This window comes from Luteimonas sp. MC1782 (assembly GCF_014164605.1).
Classification (GTDB): Bacteria; Pseudomonadota; Gammaproteobacteria; order Xanthomonadales; family Xanthomonadaceae; genus Luteimonas.
Window position 1 is genome coordinate 928103 of the sequence record NZ_JACJFT010000001.1, and the last position, 20191, is coordinate 948293.

Genomic DNA, 20191 nt, shown 5'->3' on the forward strand with positions numbered 1-20191 from the left:
TGCAAGGAAAGCCAGCGTGGCTGCGTCAGGACGTAGTGGCGATCGCCTTCGTCCCTGTTGCGGGGTCAGGGATAGGGGCTTTTTTCTCGCGAAGGCGCGAAGGCGCGAAGAGGGGCGGTTGTTGGTTGGGTCAGGCGGTGGCGGGGGGGATTTCGCGGAGCTTGCCTTCGTGGAGTTCGAGGACGCGGTCGAGGCGGCGGGCCAGGCTGCGGTCGTGGGTGACCAGCACCAGTGCGGTGCGTTCGGCGCGGTTGAGGTCGAGCATCAGTTCGAAGACGGTGGCGGCGGTCCTGTCGTCGAGGTTGCCGGTGGGTTCGTCGCCGAGCACGCAGGCGGGGCTGTTGACCAGGGCGCGGGCGACGGCGGCGCGCTGGCGTTCGCCGCCGGAGAGTTCGCCGGGCTTGTGTTCGAGGCGGTGACCGAGGCCGACGGATTCCAGCAGCGCGCGTGCGCGGGCCGCCGATTCCGGTACCGCGGCGCCGGACAGCATCACCGGCAGCATCACGTTCTCGAGCGCGGTGAATTCGGGCAGCAGGTGGTGGAACTGGTAGACGAAGCCGAGCGCGCGGTTGCGCAGCCGGCCGCGCTCGGCGTCGGGCAGCGAGCCCATCGCCTGGCCGCACACGAACACCTCGCCCGCCGTGGGCGTGTCCAGCCCGCCGAGCAGGTGCAGCAGCGTGCTCTTGCCGGCGCCGGACGCGCCGAGGATGGCGACCGTCTCGCCGGCATCCACGCGCAGCTCCAGGCCATCGAACACCGGCGTGCGCAGCTTGCCTTCGGCGTAGGTCTTGCCCAGGCGTTCGGCGCGCAGCACTTCGCCCTGGTGACCGTTGCCGTGGTTGATGCGCGATGCGCGCGTGTGCTCACTCATAGCGCAGCGCCTCCGCCGGGGCCGTGCGCGCCGCGCGCCAGGCGGGATAGATGGTGGCCACGAACGCCATCGCCAGCGCCACCGCGGCGATCCAGGCGATGTCGTTGGCCGACAGTTCGGTCGGCAGGCCGGTGATGTAGTAGACGTCGGCCGGCATCAGCACCACGCCGAACAGGCCTTCGATGGCGCGCAGGATGTGTTCGAGGTTGAGGGTCAGCACGATGCCGCCCACCACCCCCAGCACCGTGCCGATCACGCCGATCAGCGTGCCCTGCACCATGAACACCTGCATCACCCCGCGCGGGGTGAGGCCGAGCGTGCGCAGGATGGCGATGTCGGCCTGCTTGTCGGTCACCAGCATCACCTGCGACGACACCAGGTTGAACGCGCCCATGGCGATGATCAGCGACAGCAGGATCGCCATCATGGTCTTCTCGAGCTTGAGCGCGCGGAACATGTTGGCGTTCTCGCTGGTCCAGTCGCTGACGCGGTACGGGCCGTCGAGTGCCAGCGCGAGGTCGCGGGCGATGTCGAACGCGAGGTCCATGTCGTGCATCTGCAGGCGCACGCCGGTGACGGCGTCACCCATGCGCAGCAGGCGCTGCGCGTCCTCGAGGTTGACGATGGCCAGGCCCTTGTCGAACTCCTGGTAGCCGGCCTCGAAGATGCCGCTGACCGTGAAGCGCTTGAGCTGCGGCACCGCGCCCATGGGCGAGGCCTGGTAGTCGGTGGTGGCGATCACGCTGTCGCCGACGCGCACGCCCAGCCACGCGGCGAGTTCGCGCCCGAGCACGATGTTGTAGCTGCGCGGAGCCAGCGTATCGAGGCTGCCCTCGACCATGCGTTCGCCGAGCACCGACACCTGGGCTTCATCACCCGGGACGATGCCGCGCAGCATGGCCGGCTGGCGGCGCTGGCCGGACAGCAGGGCCTCGGTGGAGATGTAGGGCGCGGAGCCGGCGATGCGCGGGTCACGCTTGGCGGCGGCCACCGCATCGCGCCAGTTCTCCATGCGCGCGCCGTCGGCGGACACCGTGGCGTGCTGGGTCATCTCCAGCATGCGGTCGCGGATCTCGCGCTGGAAGCCGCTCATCACCGCGAGCGTGGTGATCAGCGCGGTGACGCCCACGGCGATGCCGAGGATGGAGGCCAGGGAAATGAAGGAGATGAAGGCGTTGCGGCGTTTGGCGCGCAGGTAGCGCAGGCCGATGGCCACGGGGATGGGCTTGAACATCGGGTCTCGCGCGGGCTCGAAGGCCGCTATGGTGCCATTTGTGGCGTGGCGCGGGCGGGAATCAGGTTGTCGGCGGCCAGCCGCAGTTCACGGCGGCGCGCCGGCGGCAGGGTATCCGGCCACCAGCTGCGGTAGCGGCTGTGCCCGCCGGCATCGCGCCAGGACAGCACCGCCAGGGGTCCGCGCCATTGCAGCCGTGGCTGCGCCACCGCCACGCCGTCGACCAGCACGCGCCGCCTGGCATCGATTGCGACCACGCCCGGGGCCGCGCGGGCATGGCGACGCGCCGCGGCCAGCCCGCATGCCAGCACCACCGGAACCAGCAGCCACGCCAGGGGCCGCGGCAGGCCGCTCGCCGGCAACGCGCACGCGGCCAGCGCGGTGAGCAGGATCAGCGCGGCCAGCAGCCAGCGCGAGGGGCGCCACTCAATGCGGCAGGTCGGCGATGCGCCGGACCAGTGCGGCGAGTTCGGGGTCATCGGGCTGGGCGTGGCCAAGGAACCATTTCCACAGCCTATCGTCCTCGCTGTCGAGCAGGCGCAGGAAAACCGCGCGCTCGTCGGCCGGGGATTGCCGCCATTCGCGCTCCAGCCAGCGTTCGAGCAGGCGGTCGAGCTCGCGCATGCCGCGGCGGCACTTCCAGCGCAGGCGCCGGAACTCGGTGTCGTCATCCAGGATGCTGTCGTCCAGCGTGCTCATGCCGCCAGCAGGCACCAGGCCAGGCGGATCCAGAACAGCAGCAGCAGCGCGCTGCCGGCGAGGAACGCCTTGAAGCGGTGCATGACCTTGTTGTAGCCGCAGTGGATCACGGCGTGCACCACGCGCAGCGCCACGAACAGCCAGGCCAGCACCAGCAGGCCGACGTCGTGCACGCCAAGCGCCAGCGCGACGGCGACGCCGAAATAGAACAGCACCGGCAGCTCGAACAGGTTGCGGTAGTGGTCGGCCGCGCCGCTGTCGGTGAGCAGCTGCGCGGACTGTGCGGAGGTGGCCACCGCCTGCGGGTGGATGCGCTCGCGCTTCATCTGCGCCACGCGCTGTCGGTACATGCGCACCATGACCACGAAGGTCAGCGCCACCAGCACCAGCGCGGGCAGCAGGATCGGATGGGTCGCCAGCATGGATTTCGTTCCCCCGAAACGAACGCGCCGGCGGGTGCCGGCGCGGGTTGGATCAGACCTGGCGTGCCAGCATCAGCTGCTTGATCTCGCCGATCGCCTTGGCGGGATTGAGTCCCTTCGGGCAGGTGCGCGTGCAGTTCATGATGGTGTGGCAGCGGTAGAGCTTGAACGGGTCCTCGAGGTCGTCGAGGCGCGCGCCGGTGTCCTCGTCGCGCGAGTCGACGATCCAGCGGTAGGCCTGCAGCAGGATTGCCGGGCCCAGGTAGCGGTCGCCGTTCCACCAGTAGCTCGGGCAGGCGGTGCTGCAGCAGGCGCACAGGATGCACTCGTACAGGCCGTCGAGCTTCGCGCGGTCTTCCTTGCTCTGCAGGCGCTCGCGGTCCGGCGGCGGCAGGCTCTGGGTGCGGATCCACGGCTGGATGGACGCGTACTGCGCGTAGAAGTGCGTCATGTCGGGGATCAGGTCCTTGACCACCTCCATGTGCGGCAGCGGGTAGATCGGCACTTCGCCCTTGCCCTTGCCGCAGTCCGCGATGGCCTTGGTGCAGGCCAGCGTGTTGGTGCCGTCGATGTTCATCGCGCACGAGCCGCAGATGCCCTCGCGGCACGAACGGCGGAACGTCAGCGTGGGGTCGATCTCGTTCTTGATCTTGATGAGCGCGTCGAGAACCATCGGCCCGCACTTGTCGAGGTCGACCTCGTAGGTGTCGGTGCGCGGGTTTTCGCTGTCGTCCGGGCTCCAGCGGTAGACCTTGAATTCGCGAACGCGCGAGGCCCCGGCGGGCGCCGCGAAGCGCTTGCCCTTGTGGATCGTCGAGTTCTTGGGGAGTGAGAATTCAGCCATCTGCCTTGATCCTAGTAGACGCGCGCGACGGGCGGCACGACTTCGACTTCGTCGTCGAGGGTGTACATGTGCACCGGGCGGTAGTCGATGCGGGTGTTGCCGGCATCGTCCACCCAGGTCAGCGAGTGCTTCTGCCACTCGGCGTCGTTGCGGTCCGGGAAGTCCTCGCGGGCATGCGCGCCGCGCGATTCCTTGCGGTTCTCCGCGGCCACGATGGTCGCCAGCGACTGGCCCAGCAGGTTCTGCAGCTCGAAGGTCTCGATCAGGTCCGAGTTCCACACCAGCGAACGGTCGCTGACGCGGACATCGGCGAACGAATCGTTGATCTCGCGGATCCTGGTGACACCCTCGGCCAGCGTCTCGCCGGTGCGGAACACCGCGGCATCCGCCTGCATGGTGCGCTGCATGCGGTCGCGGATCACCGCCGTGGGCGTGTCGCCCTTGGCATGGCGCAGCTTGTCGAGGTTCGCCAGCGAACGGTCGCAGGCGTCCGGCGCCAGCGACTTGTGCGGCCCGCCCGGGCGGATGGTCTCGGCGCAGCGGTTGGCGACCGCGCGGCCGAACACCACGAGGTCCAGCAGCGAGTTGGAGCCGAGGCGGTTGGCGCCGTGCACCGAGACGCAGGCGGCCTCGCCGATGGCGTACAGCCCGGGGACGATCGCGTCGGGGTTGCCGTCCTTCAGCTGCACCACTTCGCCGTGGTAGTTGGTCGGCACGCCGCCCATGTTGTAGTGCACGGTGGGGATGACCGGGATCGGCTGCTTCTCGACGTCGACGCCGGCGAAGATCCGCGCGCTCTCGGCGATGCCGGGGAGCTTCTCGTGGATGTCGGCCGGATCGAGATGGGTCAGGTCGAGGTGGATGTGGTCCTTGTGCTCGCCCACGCCGCGGCCTTCGCGGATCTCGATGGTCATCGAGCGGCTCACCACGTCGCGGGACGCGAGGTCCTTGGCGTTGGGCGCATAGCGCTCCATGAAGCGCTCGCCGTTGGAGTTGCGCAGGATGCCGCCCTCGCCGCGCACGCCCTCGGTGATCAGGCAGCCGGCGCCGTAGATGCCGGTGGGATGGAACTGCACGAACTCCATGTCCTGCAGGCCCAGCCCGGCGCGCAGCGCCATGCCGCCGCCGTCGCCGGTGCAGGTGTGCGCGGACGTGGCGGAGAAGTACGCGCGGCCGTAGCCGCCGGTGGCCAGCACCGTGCCCTGGGCGCGGAACAGGTGCAGCGTGCCTTCGGCCATGTCGATGGCGAGCACGCCGCGGCAGGCGCCGTCGGCGTCCATGATGAGATCGAGCGCGAAGTACTCGACGAAGAACTCGGCCTGGTGCGCCAGCGACTGCTGGTACAGCGTGTGCAGGATGGCGTGGCCGGTGCGGTCGGCGGCAGCGCAGGTGCGCTGCGCGGTGCCCTTGCCGTAGTGCGTGGTCATGCCACCGAAGGGGCGCTGGTAGATCTTGCCCTCCTCGGTGCGCGAGAACGGCACGCCCTGGTGCTCGAGCTCGATGATCGCCGGGATCGCCTCGCGGCACATGTACTGGATGGCGTCCTGGTCGCCCAGCCAGTCGGAACCCTTGATGGTGTCGTAGAAGTGGAAGCGCCAGTCGTCCTCGCCCATGTTGCCGAGCGCGGCGGAAATGCCGCCCTGCGCGGCCACGGTGTGCGAACGGGTCGGGAACACCTTGGTGATGCAGGCGGTCTTCAGGCCCTTGTGGGCCAGGCCGAAGGTGGCGCGCAGGCCGGCACCGCCGGCCCCCACCACGATCATGTCGTACTTGTGTTCGGTGATCTTGTAGGCGTTGGTCATCTTGGGCTTCGCAGGTCAGGCAAGCAGCGCGATGCGGGCGATCGCGTACAGCGAAGCCAGGGCACCGAGGGCGCAGAGCAGTGAGTTGAGCACCAGCAGGGTCACTTCGACCGCGCGGTTGTGCACGTAGTCCTCGATCACCACCTGCAGGCCCAGCTTGGTGTGCCAGAACAGCGCAACCAGCAGGGCGGCCATCAGGATGGCGTTGTAGGGACGCGCCAGCACCGCCTGCGCGGTGGCGAGGTCGACCCCGATCAGCGACACCAGCGTGCCGACCAGCCACGGCACCAGCAGCATCAGCGCGATCGAGGTCAGGCGCAGGTACCAGAAGTGGCCGGTGCCGGTCTTGCCGGAGCCGATGCCCCGGGCGCGCGCCAGCGGCGTGCGCAGGTCGCGGCGCGCGGCGGCGCCGGCTTTCACGTCGCTCATGCCGCACCTCCCAGCGCGAAGAACCAGATGGCCGCGGTCAGCACCGCGGTCAGCACGAACACGGCGTAACCGGAGCGGTACACCTCCGGCAGCTCGAAGCCCCAGCCGGCATCCCACAGCATGTGGCGGATGCCGTTGAGCAGGTGGTACATCAGCGCCAGCGAGAAGCCGAACAGCGCGATGCGGCCAAGCGGCGACGCGAGGCAGGCGCTGGCCGAGGCGTAGGCGTCGCCGCCGGCGGCAACGGCGAGCAGCCACCAGGCCAGGCCGAACGCGCCGACCACCAGCGCGATGCCGGTGGCGCGGTGCAGGATCGACATCAGCATGGTGATCTGCCAGCGGTACACCTGGAGGTGCGGCGACAGGGGGCGGTTTGGGTGTCTCATCGCGGCAGGCATCTCTCGCTGGGCGGCGATGACTGCCGCGTTGGCTGGTGGGGTCTGGTCAGGCCGCCCGGGGCGGCGAACGCATCAGAAGTCGATGCAGCGTCCGTTCTTTTCCCAGTCCCCGTAGCGCGTCGGGTCGGGACCGTCGCGGCCCCCGTATTCCGGCGCGGGTGGCGGCGTTGCCACCGCGTCCGCGGGATGCACGGGGACGGTCGGGGGCGGCGTTTCGCCTATGATCTCGGGGTCTGGCACGAATGAAAGTCTAGTTCCCATGGCCATATTGGACAAGCCGGGCGTCGTGGACGCCGGCTGCTTCGCACTTCCCGACCACGCGGTCATCAGCCTGGAAGGCCGTGACGCGCTCGCCTTCGCGCAAGCGCAGTGCATGAGCGATGTCGCAGCCCTTGCGGACAACGGCTGGCACTGGAGCGGCTGGCTGACGCCCAAGGGGCGGGTGATTGCGCTGTTCGCCGTGCTGCGCCTGGGTCCGGAGAGCGTCTGGATGCTGGTTCCAGACGGCGACCCCGAAGCGCTGGCAGCGCGCCTGCGCGGCCTGGTGTTCCGCAGCAAGGTCAAGGTGGCGGCGCGACCGGAGCTGCACGTGGCGGGTGCGTTCACCGCGCCGGAGCGCGCCAGCGGCGCGGTCCTTGCGGGCGACGACGCCTCCGGCGTCGAACTCGACTTCGGCGACGGCACCCTGCCCCGCAGCCTGCGTGTCTCCGCCGTCGCGGCCGGGCCCGACCCGGCGGCGCAGGCGCGCTGGCACGCCTTCGACCTCGCCCACGGCTGGCCGCGGCTGCCGCCATCGCAGACCGAAGCGTGGACGCCGCAACAGCTGTCGCTGGACCGGCTGAAGGCCTACAGCGTGAAGAAGGGCTGCTACCCCGGCCAGGAGATCGTGGCGCGCACGCATTTCCTCGGCAAGGCCAAGCGCGGGCTTGTGCTGTTCGGCGCACCGGCTGCACCGGCGGCGGGCAGTGACGTGCTGGGCGACGGCAAGCCGCTGGGCACGGTCGCGTGCAGTGGCGATGCGGCCGGCAGCGCATGTCCTGCTGCAGCACTCGCACTTGCGGTGCTGCCCCTGGAACGGGATGACTCGGCCACGTTCGAAGCCGATGGCCGGACGCTGGCCGTGCTGCCACTGCGCGACGGACTGGCGCGCTGACGCACCCGAACCGCGAGCGCCGTCGCAGCGCGGTGGCATCGTGACGCTATGCTCCGCTGCGGGGGAATCCGCGCAGCGGGCGGCCGTCCGGCCGGCCCGTGACCATCACGCAAGGGGAAACGCATGACCCGTTCGATCGCACTCGTGGCGACCTCGCTCGCCGCCTGCCTGCTGGCCGCCTGTGCCACCAGCACGCCTCCGCCGGCGCCTGCCGCCGAGGCGCCACCGGCGAGCTTCAACCAGACGCTGTCGGGGGACGCGCTGTTCGAATTCGGCAAGTCCGGCATCGACAACATCAGCCCGGCCGGACGCGCCGAACTCGACCAGTTGGCAGCGCGCGTGCGGGTCCTGCCGGCGGTCGACGTGGTGCACGTCATCGGCCACAGCGACCGCATCGGCAGCGCGGCGGGCAACGTGGAGCTGTCGCGCAAGCGCGCGGCGGCCGTGCGCGATTACCTGGCGGCGGCCGGCGTGCCCGCCGACCGCATCACCGCCGTCGGCCGCGGCAGCGTGGAACCGGTGGCGGCGTGCGACGGCGAAAAAGGCCAGGCGCTGATCACCTGCCTGGCGCCCAACCGGCGCGTGGACGTCAAGGTCGTCGCGCCGTAACAGTCCCCGGCAGCCGGGTTGCGTCGAGCACCCACCCGGCTGTGCTACACATGGCCCACGGTCAAACGGATGCCGCGCAATGGAAGCCTTGGGGAGGGCGATGACCGGCCGTGGCAGGGAAGTGGCGAGGCGGTCCGGCTGGCTGCTTGCGGCCATCGCACTTTTCGCCCAGGCCATCGCGGTCGCCACGGCGGCGGAGACGCTGCGCATCGGCGGTGATGCCGATTACCCGCCCTACCATTTCATCGACGCGAACGGCCAGGCTGACGGCTTCGACGTGGCGCTGGCGCGTGAAGTGGCGCGCGACCTGGGCATGGAGCCGCGCTTCGAGCTGGGCGCATGGGACGACGCGCTGGAGCGCCTGGCCCGCGGCCAACTCGACATCGTGCCGATGTTCTGGTCGGCCGAGCGCGAGCAGCGCTTCCTGTTCACCGAGCCGCTCCTGATCCGCCACCATGCCCTGTTCGGCCCGCGGTCGCGGGCGGTGCTGGATTCTCTCGACGAGCTGGCCGACGTGCGCGTGGCCGTGCAGCATGCCGGCCTTGCCTGGGAAGCCCTGCGCACGCAGGCCGGCCCCGGCGTGGTGCTGGTGGAGCGCGACAATGAGGCCGACACCCTGGTCGCGGTGGCCCGTGGCGAGGCCGACTATGCGCTCGCGCCCACCGGCATCGGCTACTACGCCATCCACCAGCACGGCCTGCGCGACATGGTCGCACTGAGCCCGCCGCTGCTGGAGCGCCGCTATGTCTTCGCCGCCCGCCACGGCCGCGCAGACCTGGTGGCGCGGATCGACGCCTCGCTTGAACGCCTGCGCGCCAGCGGAACGCAGAACGACCTGTACGTGGAATGGATCGGCAACCTGAGCGCCCCGAGGGGACTGCCGTGGCCGGCGATCAGCGGCGCGCTGGGGGCGCTGATCATGCTCGGCGGCGGCACCCTCGCATGGCGCAGGCGCCAGCGCGCGGGCGCGCCCGTGGCGCCTTGCGCCAGGCAGGACCTGGCGTTGCTCGCCGACCTGCAGTACGCCATCGACCACGGCCGCCTCGGTTACGCGTTCCAGCCCAAGCTGGACCTGCGCAGCGGCCGCTGGCTGGGCGCCGAACTGCTGGTCCGCTGGCACCACCCGCAGCGCGGCCCGCTGGCACCGGACGAGTTCGTGCCGCTTGCCGAACAGGCGCGCGTGATCGGCGCCATGAGCCTGCACCTGGTGCGCTGCGGCCTGCAGCAGCGCCGGCAGTGGCCGGTGGCGGAGCCGCCGCTGCACGTCTCGGTGAACATCTCGGCCAACGACCTGGCCGACGCGGGGCTTGTCGACGCGATCATCGCCATCAACCGCCGGCACGGCCCCGGGCTGATGCTGGAGGTCACCGAGACCGACGTGATGCGTGAGCCTGATCTGGTCGCCATGGCGCTGCCGCGGCTGCGCGCGCAGGGCATCGGCATCTCCGTGGACGACTTCGGCGCCGGGCACTCCTCGCTGGTCAACCTGCGCCGCCTGGCACCCGACGAGCTGAAGATCGACCGCTCGTTCGTGACCTCCGTGCTCGACTCGCGCTCGGACCAGGCGATCGTCACGGCGATGATCGGCCTGGCGCACGAACTGGGCGCCACCGTGGCCGCCGAAGGGATCGAAGACGACGCCACCCGCGACTGGCTTGTGGCTGCCGGCTGCGACATCGGCCAGGGCTTCGGCATCGCGCGGCCGATGGACGCCGAGACACTCGCGATGCTGTTGCGCACGCAGGCGTAGCGCGCGCCGGTGCGTGGCGCCTCGACGCGCTACGGCGCGCGCACGGCCAGGCGGTCGGCGGCAGCCACGATCTCGGCATCCGAGGGAATCACCAGGAACGCCGCACCGGCGAGCGGCGTGAACGTGTCGGCGCCGACCACGCGCAGCAGCGGCAGCGCGCCATGCCCGCCTTCGACCACGGCGGTGATGATGCCCTCGCCCACGCCGGCGCTGCGCCGACCTTCGTCGACCACGAGGATGCGTTTTGCGCTCGCTGCCTGTTGCTGGATGAAGGCATCGTTGAGCGGCACCAGCCAGCGCAGGTCGACCACGCGCACCTTCCAGCCGTGCGTCTGCTCGATGGCGCGCGCGGCGCGCAGGCTCATCGGCACGCCGTTGCCGAAGGTGAAGATCACCAGGTCGTCGTGGCCTTCGCCATACACGCGGCCTTCGCCGAGCGTCATCGCCTCGCCGGGCGCCGGATAGCTGGTCAGCCAGCCGCCGTCGCCGGGCGCGTGCAGGTCCTTGGCCATGTACAGCGCGATCGGTTCGAGCAGCGCACAGACGCGGCCGTCGACCTTGGCCAGCGCGGCCAGCGTGCGCAGCATGGTCGCGGCATCGTCGCCACGGCTCGGGCAGCCGACCACGAGGCCCGGGATGTCGCGCAGCGCGGTGATCGAGTTGTCGTTGTGGAAGTGCCCGCCGAAGCCGCGCTGGTAGCCGAGTGACGCGATGCGCACCACCATCGGGTTGCGGTACTGGCCGTTGGAGAAGAACTGCAGGCTGGCCGCTTCGCCGCGGATCTGGTCGCAGGCGTTGTGGAAGTACGCCAGGTACTGGATCTCGGGCAGCGGCAGCAGGCCCATGTTGGCGTAGCCCTGCGCCAGGCCGAGGATCACCGTCTCGTCGAGCAGCGTATTGAACACGCGGCGCGGACCGAACGCCTTCTGCAGTCCCTTGGTGACGGTGTACACGCCGCCCTTCTGCGCCACGTCCTCGCCGAACAGCAGGGTCTCGGGGTACTTGCAGAACAGGTCGTGCAACGCCTGGTTGATCTGGATGGCGAGGTGCCTGGGCGGCTGGTTCTCCGGCAGCTTCGCCTCGCCGCCGAACACCTCGAGCCGGCGCGCGTCGAAGTCGGCGCGGGTGGCCTCGGCCTGCACCGCCGCGGGCGTGTACGGCGCGAGCGGCGCCATCACGTCTGCCAGCGAATCCAGGCGCGGGCGGCGGTCGGCGTCCTCGGCGGCGGCGAAGCACCTGGCGCGCGTCGCCTCGTACAGCGCGAGCACCTCGTCCTTCGACATCAGCCCGGACTCGAGTGCGATCGCCACCGAGCGCAGCAGCGGATCGCTCGCCTCCACCGCGCACAGCTCCTCCAGCGGCCGCCATTCGATCTCGAAGTCGGTGCCGGCGTGGCCCATGATCCGCGTGGTGCGCAGGTGCAGGAAGGTCGGGCGACGCGTGCGCCGGCAGTGTTCGACCGCGCGCTGCACGTCGCCGTAGCCGGCGGCGAGGTCGAGGCCGTCCGCGGCGAAGTAATCCAGGTCCGGGCGCTGCGCGAAGTTGCGCGCCACCCAGCCGTCGGGCGTCTTCACCGAGATGCCGATGCCGTTGTCCTCGCAGACGAACAGCACCGGCGCCGGCAGCTTCTGGTACGCCGTCCAGGCCGCGGCGTTGAACGCGGTCTGCGCGGTGGCGTGGTTGCTGGACGCGTCACCGAACGAGCAGATGGCGATGCTGTCGGCGGGAATCGGCAGCGCATGGCCGATGCGCCGGCCCTGTTCGATCGCCACCGCCGTGCCGAACGCCTTGGGCAGGTGGGATGCGATGGTGGACGTCTGCGGCAGCACCCACAGCGGCTTGCTGCCCCACACCTTGTGGCGGCCGCCGCTGGCCGGATCGTCCTTGCTGGCGGCGAACGACAATGCCGAATCCATCACCGGGTCCATGCCCGGCAGCTTGCGGAAGCGTTCGGCCATGAAGCCGCCGGAGCGGTAGTGCAGGAACGCCGGATCGGTATGCCGCGTCAGCCGCGCGACCATCGCATTGCCCTCGTGGCCGCTGGAGCCGATGGTGTAGAAGACCTTGTCCTGCACGCGCAGCACGCGCGCCATCAGGTCGAGGTGGCGGCTGATCAGCTGCGACTCGAACAGCTCGCGGAAGCCGCGCGCGTCGAGCGCGCTGCCATCGAGGATCGCCTCGTCGGCCGACGGCCGGGCATCGACATGCCCGTTCCAGCCGCGCACGAACTCGCTGAAATTGACGTCGCAGATCTCGGCGCGGTTGAGGCCGCGCATGCGCGCGGGAATGGGCTGTGGGACAGGCTGCGACATGGCGTGGCGATTTCCGTGGTCAGGGCGTCGCCGGCAGCGCGGCGACTCGGGCATTGGGGGTCAGGTGGGGCGCGTGGCGGCACGTGCGCGCCATTGCGCGCGGCTCTGGCCCCAGATGTCGACAGGCGCGTCTTCATACGGCGCGGGCAGGCGCCCGGGTCCGCGCAGGGTGGAGCCGAGTCGTCGGGCGAGCTGCTGCGAGGCGAGGTTCTGCGGCGCGATGCAGTGGATGAATCCGTCCCAGCCGAGGTTGTCCAGCGCCCAGTCGATCGTGGCGGTGGCGGCTTCGGTGGCGTAGCCCCTGCCCCAGGCATCGGGGTGGAAGGAGTAGCCGATCTCGTTGCCCGGCCAGCCTTCCGGCTTCCACGGACCGACCTGGCCGAGCCAGGTGCCACTTGCTTTCTCGATCACTGAAAACATGGCGAAGCCCTGCACCGCCCAGGCACCGGGCATCTGCAGGAACTTGCGCCACGCCGCCGCGCGCGGCTGCTGGCCGCCGATGTGGCGCGCGGCCTGCTCGTGGCCCAGCAGTTCGGCGTAGCGGTCGAAGTCGCCGAGCTGCGGCGGGCGCAGCAGCAGGCGATCGGTTTCAAGGCAGGGCTCGGTCAAGGCCATGGAAGCGCACCTGTATCGCGTGGAGCAGTGGGCGCCGCGGCGCGGCGCCCGGACGGCAGTCAGCCGGCGAACGCGTTGATGCCGGTCAGCTCGCGGCCCACCACCAGCTGGTGCACGGTCTCGGTGCCCTCGTAGGTGATCACCGATTCCAGGTTCAGCGCGTGGCGGATCGGGCAGTGTTCGGTGGTGATGCCGGCGCCGCCGAGCAGGTCGCGGGCCTCGCGGGCGATGTCGATGGCCATGCGGCAGTTGTTCCACTTCGCCAGGCTCACCTGGGTGGGCTGCATCTTGCCGGCATCCTTCAGGCGGCCGAGCTGCAGGCTCAGCAGTTGCGCGCCGGTGATGCGCCGCGCCCAGTCGGCCATCTTGATCTGCGCACTCTGCGTGGCGGCCACCGGCCGGCCGAACAGGATGCGCTCCTTGCTGTACTCCAGCGCCTCGTCCAGGCAGGCGATCGCCGCGCCGATCGGCCCCCAGGTGATGCCGTAGCGCGCCTGGGTCAGGCAGCCGAGCGGCCCCTTGAGGCCCTTGACGTTCGGCAGGCGGTTGGCCTCGGGCACGCGCACGTTGTCGAAGAACAGGCCGCTGGTCACCGACGCGCGCAGGCTCATCTTGTGCTTGATCTCCTGCGCGCTGAAGCCGGCGAAGTCCTTCTCGACGATGAAGCCCTGGATGCCGTCGTCGGTCTGCGCCCAGACGATGGCGATGTCGGCCAGGTTGCCGTTGGTGATCCACATCTTGGCGCCGTTGATGACCCAGTCGCCGCCGTCCTGCCTGGCATGCGTCTTCATGTTGGCCGGGTCGGAGCCGCCGTGCGCCTCGGTCAGGCCGAAGCAGCCGATCACCTTGCCGGCGGCCATGTCGGGCAGCCAGCGCTTCTTCTGCTCCTCGGTGCCGTAGGCGAAGATCGGATGCATGCACAGCGACGACTGCACGCTGGCGAAGCTGCGGATGCCGCTGTCACCGCGCTCCAGCTCCTGGCAGATCAGGCCGTAGCTGACGTAGTTGAGCTCCGAGCCGCCGTACTCGGCGGGAAGCGTCGCGCCCAGCAGGCCGAGCGCGGCGATCTCCGGGATCAGCTCCTTCGGGAAGCGGCCCTGGTCGAAGCAGTCGCCGATGATCGGCAGCACGCGTTCGTCGGTGAACCGCGCCACCGTGTCCTGCACGGCGCGCTCCTCGTCGCTGAGCAGGGAGCGGACGTCGTAGAGGTCATGGGCATTCAGGGACATGGAAGCGCAACCGGTCGGCGGAAACCCGGCATTGTAGCGATGGTCGGCGGCGCCCGGCAGGCCACGGCACCGGTCCGGCCCGGCCGGCGACCCCCCGGAACGACGCGGGCCCGGAAATCCCGGGCCCGCGTCAGTGCCTGCGTGGTGGCTCGGCGATCAGCCGCGTTCGCTGTCGCCGTCGACGCTGGCGACCTGGGTCACCACCTGGCCATCGATCACCGGCAGGCGGTCGCCGGGGCGCTCGACCATGCGGATGCTGCGCTCGTCGCCGTCGTAGCGGTAGGTGACGTCGTAGCCGACGGTCACGTCCTGGTTGCCGAGCGGAATGCGGTTGCCGGGCTTGCTGTCGGTGCGCATGGTGCCGGTGGTGCCATCGGGGTTGCGGTAGGTCACGTTGTAGGCGACCACGCGCGAGGACTGTGCGCTGTCCTGCACGGTGCGGCACTGGCGGTCGACGCGTTCCACGACCTGGCCACCGACATGGCGGCGATCCACCGCGCGGCCGGCATAACCGCCACCAACGGCACCGGCCACGGTGGCCAGCTTGCGGCCGTTGCCGCCGCCGACCTGGTTGCCGACCAGGCCACCGATCACCGCGCCCGCGACCGTGCCGCCGATGTTGCCGTCGCGCTCGGGCAGGCGTTCCTGCACCACCACGTCCTCGCACACCTGGCGCGGGCTGGAGCTGGTGGTGGTTTCGCGGATCGCCTCGGAGCCGATCACGGTGGCGAACAGCGCCTCGCGCTCGGTCACCGGCTTGACGGCGACGACGTCGGCATATTCAAGGCGACCCGCGCTCGGGATGGCGCCATCCTCGAGGCGCGGCTCGGAGGCGTCGCCGTTGACGTCGAGCGAGGTGCCGGCGGCGGCGATGTCGGCGCGCGGCTGGTCCGTGCGACCACCCTGGAAGGCGGCGACGGCAACGCCACCGACGAGCAGTGAAGCGAGGGCAATGGCTAGCGTGTTGTTCTTCATGGAGCGCCTCCTCGTGGGCGGTACCGGCGGATCGTGCGGAAGGTTCCGCGGATAACGGGATTCGAACACTTCCTTCCTGAACAGGCACCGGCCACCGCGCCCGCAAGCTTGCCGATCCGTGAACCAGGCCACACCCGGCCGCGTGCTAGCGTGCCCGCATCGCACGCCCGTGGAGTGTCGCCATGCCCAATCCCCTGCTGATCCCGCTGATGCGATGGCTGGGTCGCCTGAGCTTCCCGAAGCTGTTCATGGCGGCCGCTGGCCTGTTCCTGGTCACCCTCGTGGTCCCGGATCCGCTGCCGTTCGTCGACGAGATCCTGTTCGGCCTGGGTGCGTTGCTGCTCGCGCGCCGCAAGCGGCCCGCGGGCGGGACAGCGAAGTCCACCATCGACGGCGAAGCCCGGCGCGGCTGAAACATGCTGGTCGACAGCCATTGCCATCTCGACGCAGTGGAGTTCGACGCCGATCGCGCGGACGTGGTCGCGCGTGCGCGCGCGGCGGGCGTGCGCATGCAGGTGCTGCCGGCGACGCACGCCGATGCCTGGCCGGGCCTCCGCGATGCCGCCGCTCTCGACGCTGGCCTGTACCCGGCCTACGGCCTGCATCCGACCTTCCTCGCCCACCACCGCCCGGGAGACCTCGGGCAGCTGGATGCCTGGCTTGCGCGCGAGCGCCCGGTGGCGGTCGGCGAATGCGGCCTCGATTACTTCGTGGATGGCCTGGACCCGGCGCGGCAGGCGCACTGGTTCGACGGCCAGCTGCGGCTTGCGCGCGAGTTCGACCTGCCGGTGATCGTGCACGCGCGCCGCGCGGTGGACGCGGTGATCGCCGCGATCCGGCGCATCGGCGGCCTGCGCGGCGTGGTGCACAGTTTTTCCGGCAGTCGCCAGCAAGCCGAGGTGCTGTGGCGCGAGGGCTTCCTGCTCGGGCTTGGCGGACCGGTGACCTACGAGCGCGCGCAGCGGCTGCGCCGGCTGGCCGCGGACATGCCGATCGAACACCTGCTGCTGGAAACCGACGCGCCGGACCAGCCCGACGCCGGGCTCCGCGGCCAGCGCAATGAACCGGCGCGGCTCGCGGTGGTGTGCGCGACGATCGCCGCGCTGCGCGGCGTGGATGCCAGCGTGGTCGCCGACGCCACCAGCGCCAACGCGCGCCGCCTGTTCGCGCTCGGCTAGGCTTCGCGCGGCTGCGCACGCGCCAGCAGCATCTCCAGCGCCTTGCCCGCCGCGGCGAACGCGAATGCACCGGTGATGTGCGTGGCCGCGCCCAGGCCGCCACCGCAGTCGAGGTTGAGCGCCTCGGCACCGCCGACCTGCGGGCGCAGGCCGCAGACGCTTCCATCGGCCTGCGGATAGCGCACATTCTCCAGCGAATACACCGCCGGCACGCTGAAGTAGCGCCGCGGCCCCTTGGGGAAATTGAACTCGCCGCGCAGCTTGCGCCGCACCAGGGCCAGCATCGCGTCGTGCTCGGTCCTGGACAGGTCGCGCACGCGCACCAGGGTGGGATCCACGCGACCGCCGGCCGAACCCACGGTGATGAGGCGCAGCTTGCGGCGCCGGCACCAGGCAATCGCCTCCACCTTGCTGCGGAAACTGTCGCAGGCATCGATGACCAGGTCGTAGCCGCGGTCCAGCAGCTCGTCGAGGTTGGCCGGCGTGAGGAAGCTCGGCACGGCATCGACCGTCATCGCCGGATTGATCGCGCGGCAGCGCTCGGCCATCGCCTCGACCTTGGCGCGCCCGTACTGGCCTTCCAAGGCCGGCAGCTGGCGGTTGGTGTTGGAGACGCACAGGTCGTCGGCATCGATCAGCGTGAGCCTGCCCACCGCGCTGCGCGCCAGCGCCTCCGCCACCCATGAGCCCACGCCGCCCAGCCCGACCACCGCGACGTGGCAGGCGGCAAGGCGCTCCACCGCGCCGCGTCCGTAAAGGCGGTCGATGCCCGCGAACCTGTCCTGCCAGTGCTTGTCCATGCGCCCATTTTAGCGGGAGCGCCGCATACAATCGGCGCTGACCCACCGCCAGCCGGAGTGCCCGCATGTCCATGCCGCCAGACGCCACGCCCCACGCCCGTCCCGCCAGCATGGCGGGCAAGCCGCCGTCGTCGGCGGCCCGCTACCTGTTCGTGTTCCTGCTCGGGCTGGTGCTTGGCGTGATTGCGGTAGTGATGCTGTTGCGCACGCTCGAAGCGCGCAAGACCTGGCAGGACCATTACCCGCACGCCGCCATGCAGCTGCTGTCCGCGCACAGCGCGCAGTTGCGCGACGCGCTGCAGGCCAACCGTTGCGCGCCGACCGACGTGCTGCCGCACCTGCAGGCGCTGCGCACGCTGGGCAACGACCTGGAGCCCGCGTTCGCCGACCTGCGCGACGACAGCCGCTTCGCCGACCATGCCGGCAAGTTCCGCGCCGGGATCGACGGTGCGCTGGCGTCACCGCCCATGAACTGCGCCGGCCTGAAGGCGACCACCGAGGCGATCGGCGAGGACTGCAAGGCCTGCCATCGCGATTTCCGCGGTTGATCGGCTGTTCACGAGGCTGCTCCTAAGGTCGCCGGGTGGAAGTCACTCCTTCCCGCCTCCCCCGTGATCGCAGGAGCAACGCAATGAACATTCGCCTGATCGGTGCCACCACCGCGCTTGCCGCGCTCACTCTGGTGGGCTGCGCCAGCACGTCGCCCGGGTACTCGCCCGGTTATTCGGGCGGTGGCTACGGCAACACCGGCTCGTCCAACTACGCCTGCCAGGACTGCGGCGTGGTCACCCGCATCGACCACCGCGCGCGTGGCGGCAACACCCCCAACGCCACCGGTGCGGTCCTGGGTGGCGTGGTGGGCGCCGTGGCCGCGCGCGAGATCGCCGGCCGCAGCACCGACAGCGAGGGCCGCCGCAACACCGCGACGGTCGCCGGCGCGGTCGGCGGCGCGGTGGCCGGCAACGCGATCCAGAACCGCGTGCAGGGCGACTCGGTCTATGACGTGCACGTGCGCCTCGACAACGGCCGCATGACGGTGGTCACCCAGACCGACCTCGGCGGCATCCGCGAAGGCTCGTACGTGCGCGTGGCAGGTGGCCGCGCCACGATGCGCTGAGTCGCATCCCCCGTTGTTCCCCGGACGGCCCGCATTGCGGGCCGTCCTTGCACAGGCAGGCTGCCCACATGGATGCACAGTCCCTCTATTACGTCCTTGCCGCGATCCTGGTGGTGGCGGGCATCATCGGCACGATCATGCCGGCGCTTCCCGGCCTGCCGCTGGTGTTCGCCGGCATGCTGCTTGCGGCCTGGGCTGGCGGATTCGAGCAGATCGGCGTGGCCACGCTCGCCGTCCTTGGCGTGCTGACCGTGCTCTCGATCGTGATCGACTTCTGGGCCACCGCGCTCGGTGCCAAGCGCGTGGGCGCCAGCGGCAAGGCGGTCGCCGGCGCGATCCTCGGCACCTTCGCCGGCCTGTTCTTCGGCCCGGTGGGCCTGTTCGCGGGCCCGTTCGTGGGCGCGCTGGCCGGCGAACTGATGCACGGGCGCGATGTGGGGCAGGCGACCCGGGTCGGATTCGGCACCTGGCTGGGCATCGTGTTCGGAGTCGTGCTGAAACTCGCGCTGGCCTTCGCGATGCTCGGGCTGTTCGCCTTCGCATGGTTCCTGTGAGGCCACGCTAGACTGCGCGCCACGTTCCGCGATCAAGCCCCCCATGCCACCACGCCTGCCGGCCGTCCTGCCCCTGCTGTGTGCCCTGCCCTTTGCGGCGCTGGCCGAGTCCATGCCGCTGCCCGCCAGCCCGGTCGCCTGCGTCGCGATGGAGATCGATGTCGAGCGCCTTGCCTGCTATGACCTCGCCGCGGGCCGCCAGGCGAGATCGCCGCAGGCCGCCGACGAAGCCGCGGCGCGCGCACGCGCGGAGGATGCAGCGCCCGAAAGCACACCGGCGCGGGCGCGGGCGGCCGACACCAGCAGCGACTTCTACCCGCACGACGATGATCCGCGCCGCGAGGCGCTGGCCAACGCCGGCCGCGGCTCGCTGCTCGACGGCCGCTGGGAGCTCGCGCGCGACTCCAAGCTCGGCACGTTCAACATGCGCGCCTACAAGCCGGTGTACCTGCTGCCGGTGTTCTGGAGCAGCGACCAGAACGGCTCGCCCGCGAGTTCGTCGCCCGGCGTCGAGCCGCAGGCGATGGACACCGACGAGTTCGAGACCAAGTTCCAGATCAGCTTCAAGACCAAGGCGCTGGAGAACATCTTCGGCGACAACGGCGACGTGTGGATGGGCTATACGCAGAGCTCGCGCTGGCAGGTGCTCAACAGCGACGCCTCGCGCCCGTTCCGCGAGACCAACTACGAGCCGGAAGTGCTGCTCGTGGTCCGCAACAACTACAGCCTGTTGGGCTGGAAGGGGCGGATGGCGGCGATCGGCATCAACCACCAGTCGAACGGACGCCCCGATCCGCTGTCGCGCAGCTGGAACCGGGTGATGTTCAACGTCGGGCTCGACCGCGACAACTGGGCGCTGACGTTCCGCCCGTGGATCCGGCTGTCCGACGGCGGCAATGACGACAATCCCGGGATCGAAAACTACCTCGGCCGCGGCGATGTCACCCTGGTGCACACCCGCGACGACGGCCAGGTGTATTCGCTGATGGCGCGCCACTCGCTGCGCGGCGGCGAGGATTCGCACGGCGCGCTGCAGTTCGACTGGGGCTTCCCGATCAGCAACCAGTTGCGCGGCCACCTGCAGCTGTTCGACGGCTACGGCGAGAGCATGCTCGACTACGACCATCGCGCGACGTATGTCGGCTTCGGCATTTCGGTGATCGACTGGTTCTGAGCGCGCCCGGTTTCACGCGATGCTGA

Annotated in this window: 23 protein-coding genes and 1 pseudogene; 9 read left to right on the top strand and 15 right to left on the bottom strand. The window is 70.4% G+C overall.

The window, feature by feature from the left end:
- Window positions 1–130 precede the first annotated feature (130 nt).
- The 10 genes and pseudogenes from lolD to H5368_RS13590 form a co-directional block, all read right to left on the bottom strand.
- The gene (lolD, locus tag H5368_RS04380) at window positions 131–871 is read right to left on the bottom strand and encodes a lipoprotein-releasing ABC transporter ATP-binding protein LolD (protein ID WP_182821728.1); all 741 of its coding nucleotides are present in this window, start codon (window positions 869–871) and stop codon (window positions 131–133) included.
- Window positions 864–2105 carry a lipoprotein-releasing ABC transporter permease subunit gene (locus H5368_RS04385; protein WP_182821730.1) on the bottom strand — a complete coding sequence of 414 codons (1242 nt, stop codon included), beginning with the start codon at window positions 2103–2105 and terminating at the stop codon, window positions 864–866. The genes lolD and H5368_RS04385 overlap by 8 nt, the downstream gene beginning before the upstream one ends.
- A gap of 26 nt (window positions 2106–2131) precedes the next feature.
- Complete coding sequence (locus H5368_RS04390) at window positions 2132–2602, bottom strand: hypothetical protein (RefSeq protein WP_255486344.1); 471 nt, start codon at window positions 2600–2602, stop codon at window positions 2132–2134.
- Window positions 2532–2780: a succinate dehydrogenase assembly factor 2 gene (locus H5368_RS04395; protein WP_182823745.1), complete on the bottom strand. Its 249-nt coding sequence runs from the start codon at window positions 2778–2780 to the stop codon at window positions 2532–2534. The genes H5368_RS04390 and H5368_RS04395 overlap by 71 nt, the downstream gene beginning before the upstream one ends.
- A gap of 20 nt (window positions 2781–2800) precedes the next feature.
- Entirely contained in the window at window positions 2801–3226 is a 426-nt protein-coding gene (locus H5368_RS04400; protein WP_182821732.1) for an MAPEG family protein, read from the bottom strand.
- A 52-nt stretch (window positions 3227–3278) separates the two neighbouring features.
- Entirely contained in the window at window positions 3279–4070 is a 792-nt protein-coding gene (locus H5368_RS04405; RefSeq protein WP_182821734.1) for a succinate dehydrogenase iron-sulfur subunit, read from the bottom strand.
- Between the two features lie 11 nt (window positions 4071–4081).
- A complete protein-coding gene (gene sdhA, locus H5368_RS04410) occupies window positions 4082–5872 on the bottom strand; it encodes a succinate dehydrogenase flavoprotein subunit (protein WP_182821736.1) in 1791 nt (596 codons plus the stop codon).
- Between the two features lie 15 nt (window positions 5873–5887).
- Entirely contained in the window at window positions 5888–6301 is a 414-nt protein-coding gene (gene sdhD, locus H5368_RS04415) for a succinate dehydrogenase, hydrophobic membrane anchor protein (RefSeq protein ID WP_182821738.1), read from the bottom strand.
- Window positions 6298–6687: a succinate dehydrogenase, cytochrome b556 subunit gene (sdhC, locus tag H5368_RS04420; RefSeq protein ID WP_182821740.1), complete on the bottom strand. Its 390-nt coding sequence runs from the start codon at window positions 6685–6687 to the stop codon at window positions 6298–6300. The genes sdhD and sdhC overlap by 4 nt, the downstream gene beginning before the upstream one ends.
- A gap of 84 nt (window positions 6688–6771) precedes the next feature.
- Window positions 6772–6858 (bottom strand): annotated as a pseudogene (locus H5368_RS13590) (DUF1674 domain-containing protein); the annotation flags it as partial.
- A 100-nt stretch (window positions 6859–6958) separates the two neighbouring features.
- Here H5368_RS13590 and H5368_RS04430 point away from each other — a divergent pair.
- The 3 genes from H5368_RS04430 to H5368_RS04440 all read left to right on the top strand — a co-directional run bounded on the left by H5368_RS04430 (window position 6959) and on the right by H5368_RS04440 (window position 10211).
- A complete protein-coding gene (locus tag H5368_RS04430; RefSeq protein ID WP_182821742.1) occupies window positions 6959–7852 on the top strand; it encodes a folate-binding protein YgfZ in 894 nt (297 codons plus the stop codon).
- A gap of 123 nt (window positions 7853–7975) precedes the next feature.
- Window positions 7976–8461, top strand: coding sequence for an OmpA family protein (locus tag H5368_RS04435; protein WP_182821744.1), 486 nt, complete (start codon window positions 7976–7978; stop codon window positions 8459–8461).
- 100 nt (window positions 8462–8561) lie between these two features.
- A complete protein-coding gene (locus tag H5368_RS04440) occupies window positions 8562–10211 on the top strand; it encodes an EAL domain-containing protein (protein ID WP_220486496.1) in 1650 nt (549 codons plus the stop codon).
- Between the two features lie 29 nt (window positions 10212–10240).
- On the opposite strand, the gene H5368_RS04445 is transcribed toward H5368_RS04440, so the two are convergent.
- From H5368_RS04445 to H5368_RS04460, 4 genes are all read right to left on the bottom strand, one after another.
- Window positions 10241–12523 carry a thiamine pyrophosphate-dependent enzyme gene (locus tag H5368_RS04445; protein ID WP_182821748.1) on the bottom strand — a complete coding sequence of 761 codons (2283 nt, stop codon included), beginning with the start codon at window positions 12521–12523 and terminating at the stop codon, window positions 10241–10243.
- Window positions 12524–12583: 60 nt separating this feature from the next.
- Window positions 12584–13138 carry a GNAT family N-acetyltransferase gene (locus H5368_RS04450; RefSeq protein ID WP_182821750.1) on the bottom strand — a complete coding sequence of 185 codons (555 nt, stop codon included), beginning with the start codon at window positions 13136–13138 and terminating at the stop codon, window positions 12584–12586.
- 59 nt (window positions 13139–13197) lie between these two features.
- On the bottom strand, window positions 13198–14367 hold the full coding sequence (locus H5368_RS04455) for an acyl-CoA dehydrogenase family protein (protein WP_182821752.1): 1170 nt from the start codon (window positions 14365–14367) through the stop codon (window positions 13198–13200).
- 156 nt (window positions 14368–14523) lie between these two features.
- Window positions 14524–15342, bottom strand: a complete 819-nt coding sequence (locus tag H5368_RS04460) for a glycine zipper 2TM domain-containing protein (RefSeq protein ID WP_182821754.1) — start codon at window positions 15340–15342, stop codon at window positions 14524–14526.
- A gap of 182 nt (window positions 15343–15524) precedes the next feature.
- On the opposite strand from H5368_RS04460, the gene H5368_RS04465 reads away from it, so the two are divergent.
- Together H5368_RS04465 and H5368_RS04470 are read left to right on the top strand one after the other, a co-directional pair.
- Window positions 15525–15755, top strand: a complete 231-nt coding sequence (locus tag H5368_RS04465; protein ID WP_182821756.1) for a DUF6116 family protein — start codon at window positions 15525–15527, stop codon at window positions 15753–15755.
- Between the two features lie 3 nt (window positions 15756–15758).
- Entirely contained in the window at window positions 15759–16520 is a 762-nt protein-coding gene (locus H5368_RS04470) for a TatD family hydrolase (RefSeq protein WP_182821758.1), read from the top strand.
- Here the strand turns inward: H5368_RS04470 and H5368_RS04475 are convergent.
- A complete protein-coding gene (locus H5368_RS04475; RefSeq protein ID WP_182821760.1) occupies window positions 16517–17320 on the bottom strand; it encodes a tRNA threonylcarbamoyladenosine dehydratase in 804 nt (267 codons plus the stop codon). The two genes, H5368_RS04470 and H5368_RS04475, sit on opposite strands and share 4 nt — an antisense overlap.
- 65 nt (window positions 17321–17385) lie before the next feature.
- Here H5368_RS04475 and H5368_RS04480 point away from each other — a divergent pair, with 65 nt between their 5' ends.
- The 4 genes from H5368_RS04480 to H5368_RS04495 all read left to right on the top strand — a co-directional run bounded on the left by H5368_RS04480 (window position 17386) and on the right by H5368_RS04495 (window position 20165).
- A complete protein-coding gene (locus H5368_RS04480; RefSeq protein WP_255486346.1) occupies window positions 17386–17868 on the top strand; it encodes a hypothetical protein in 483 nt (160 codons plus the stop codon).
- Window positions 17869–17951: 83 nt separating this feature from the next.
- Window positions 17952–18437, top strand: coding sequence for a glycine zipper 2TM domain-containing protein (locus H5368_RS04485; protein ID WP_182821762.1), 486 nt, complete (start codon window positions 17952–17954; stop codon window positions 18435–18437).
- 68 nt (window positions 18438–18505) lie between these two features.
- Window positions 18506–18991 carry a DUF456 domain-containing protein gene (locus H5368_RS04490; RefSeq protein ID WP_182821764.1) on the top strand — a complete coding sequence of 162 codons (486 nt, stop codon included), beginning with the start codon at window positions 18506–18508 and terminating at the stop codon, window positions 18989–18991.
- A 112-nt stretch (window positions 18992–19103) separates the two neighbouring features.
- Entirely contained in the window at window positions 19104–20165 is a 1062-nt protein-coding gene (locus tag H5368_RS04495; RefSeq protein WP_255486447.1) for a phospholipase A, read from the top strand.
- Window positions 20166–20191 lie beyond the last annotated feature (26 nt).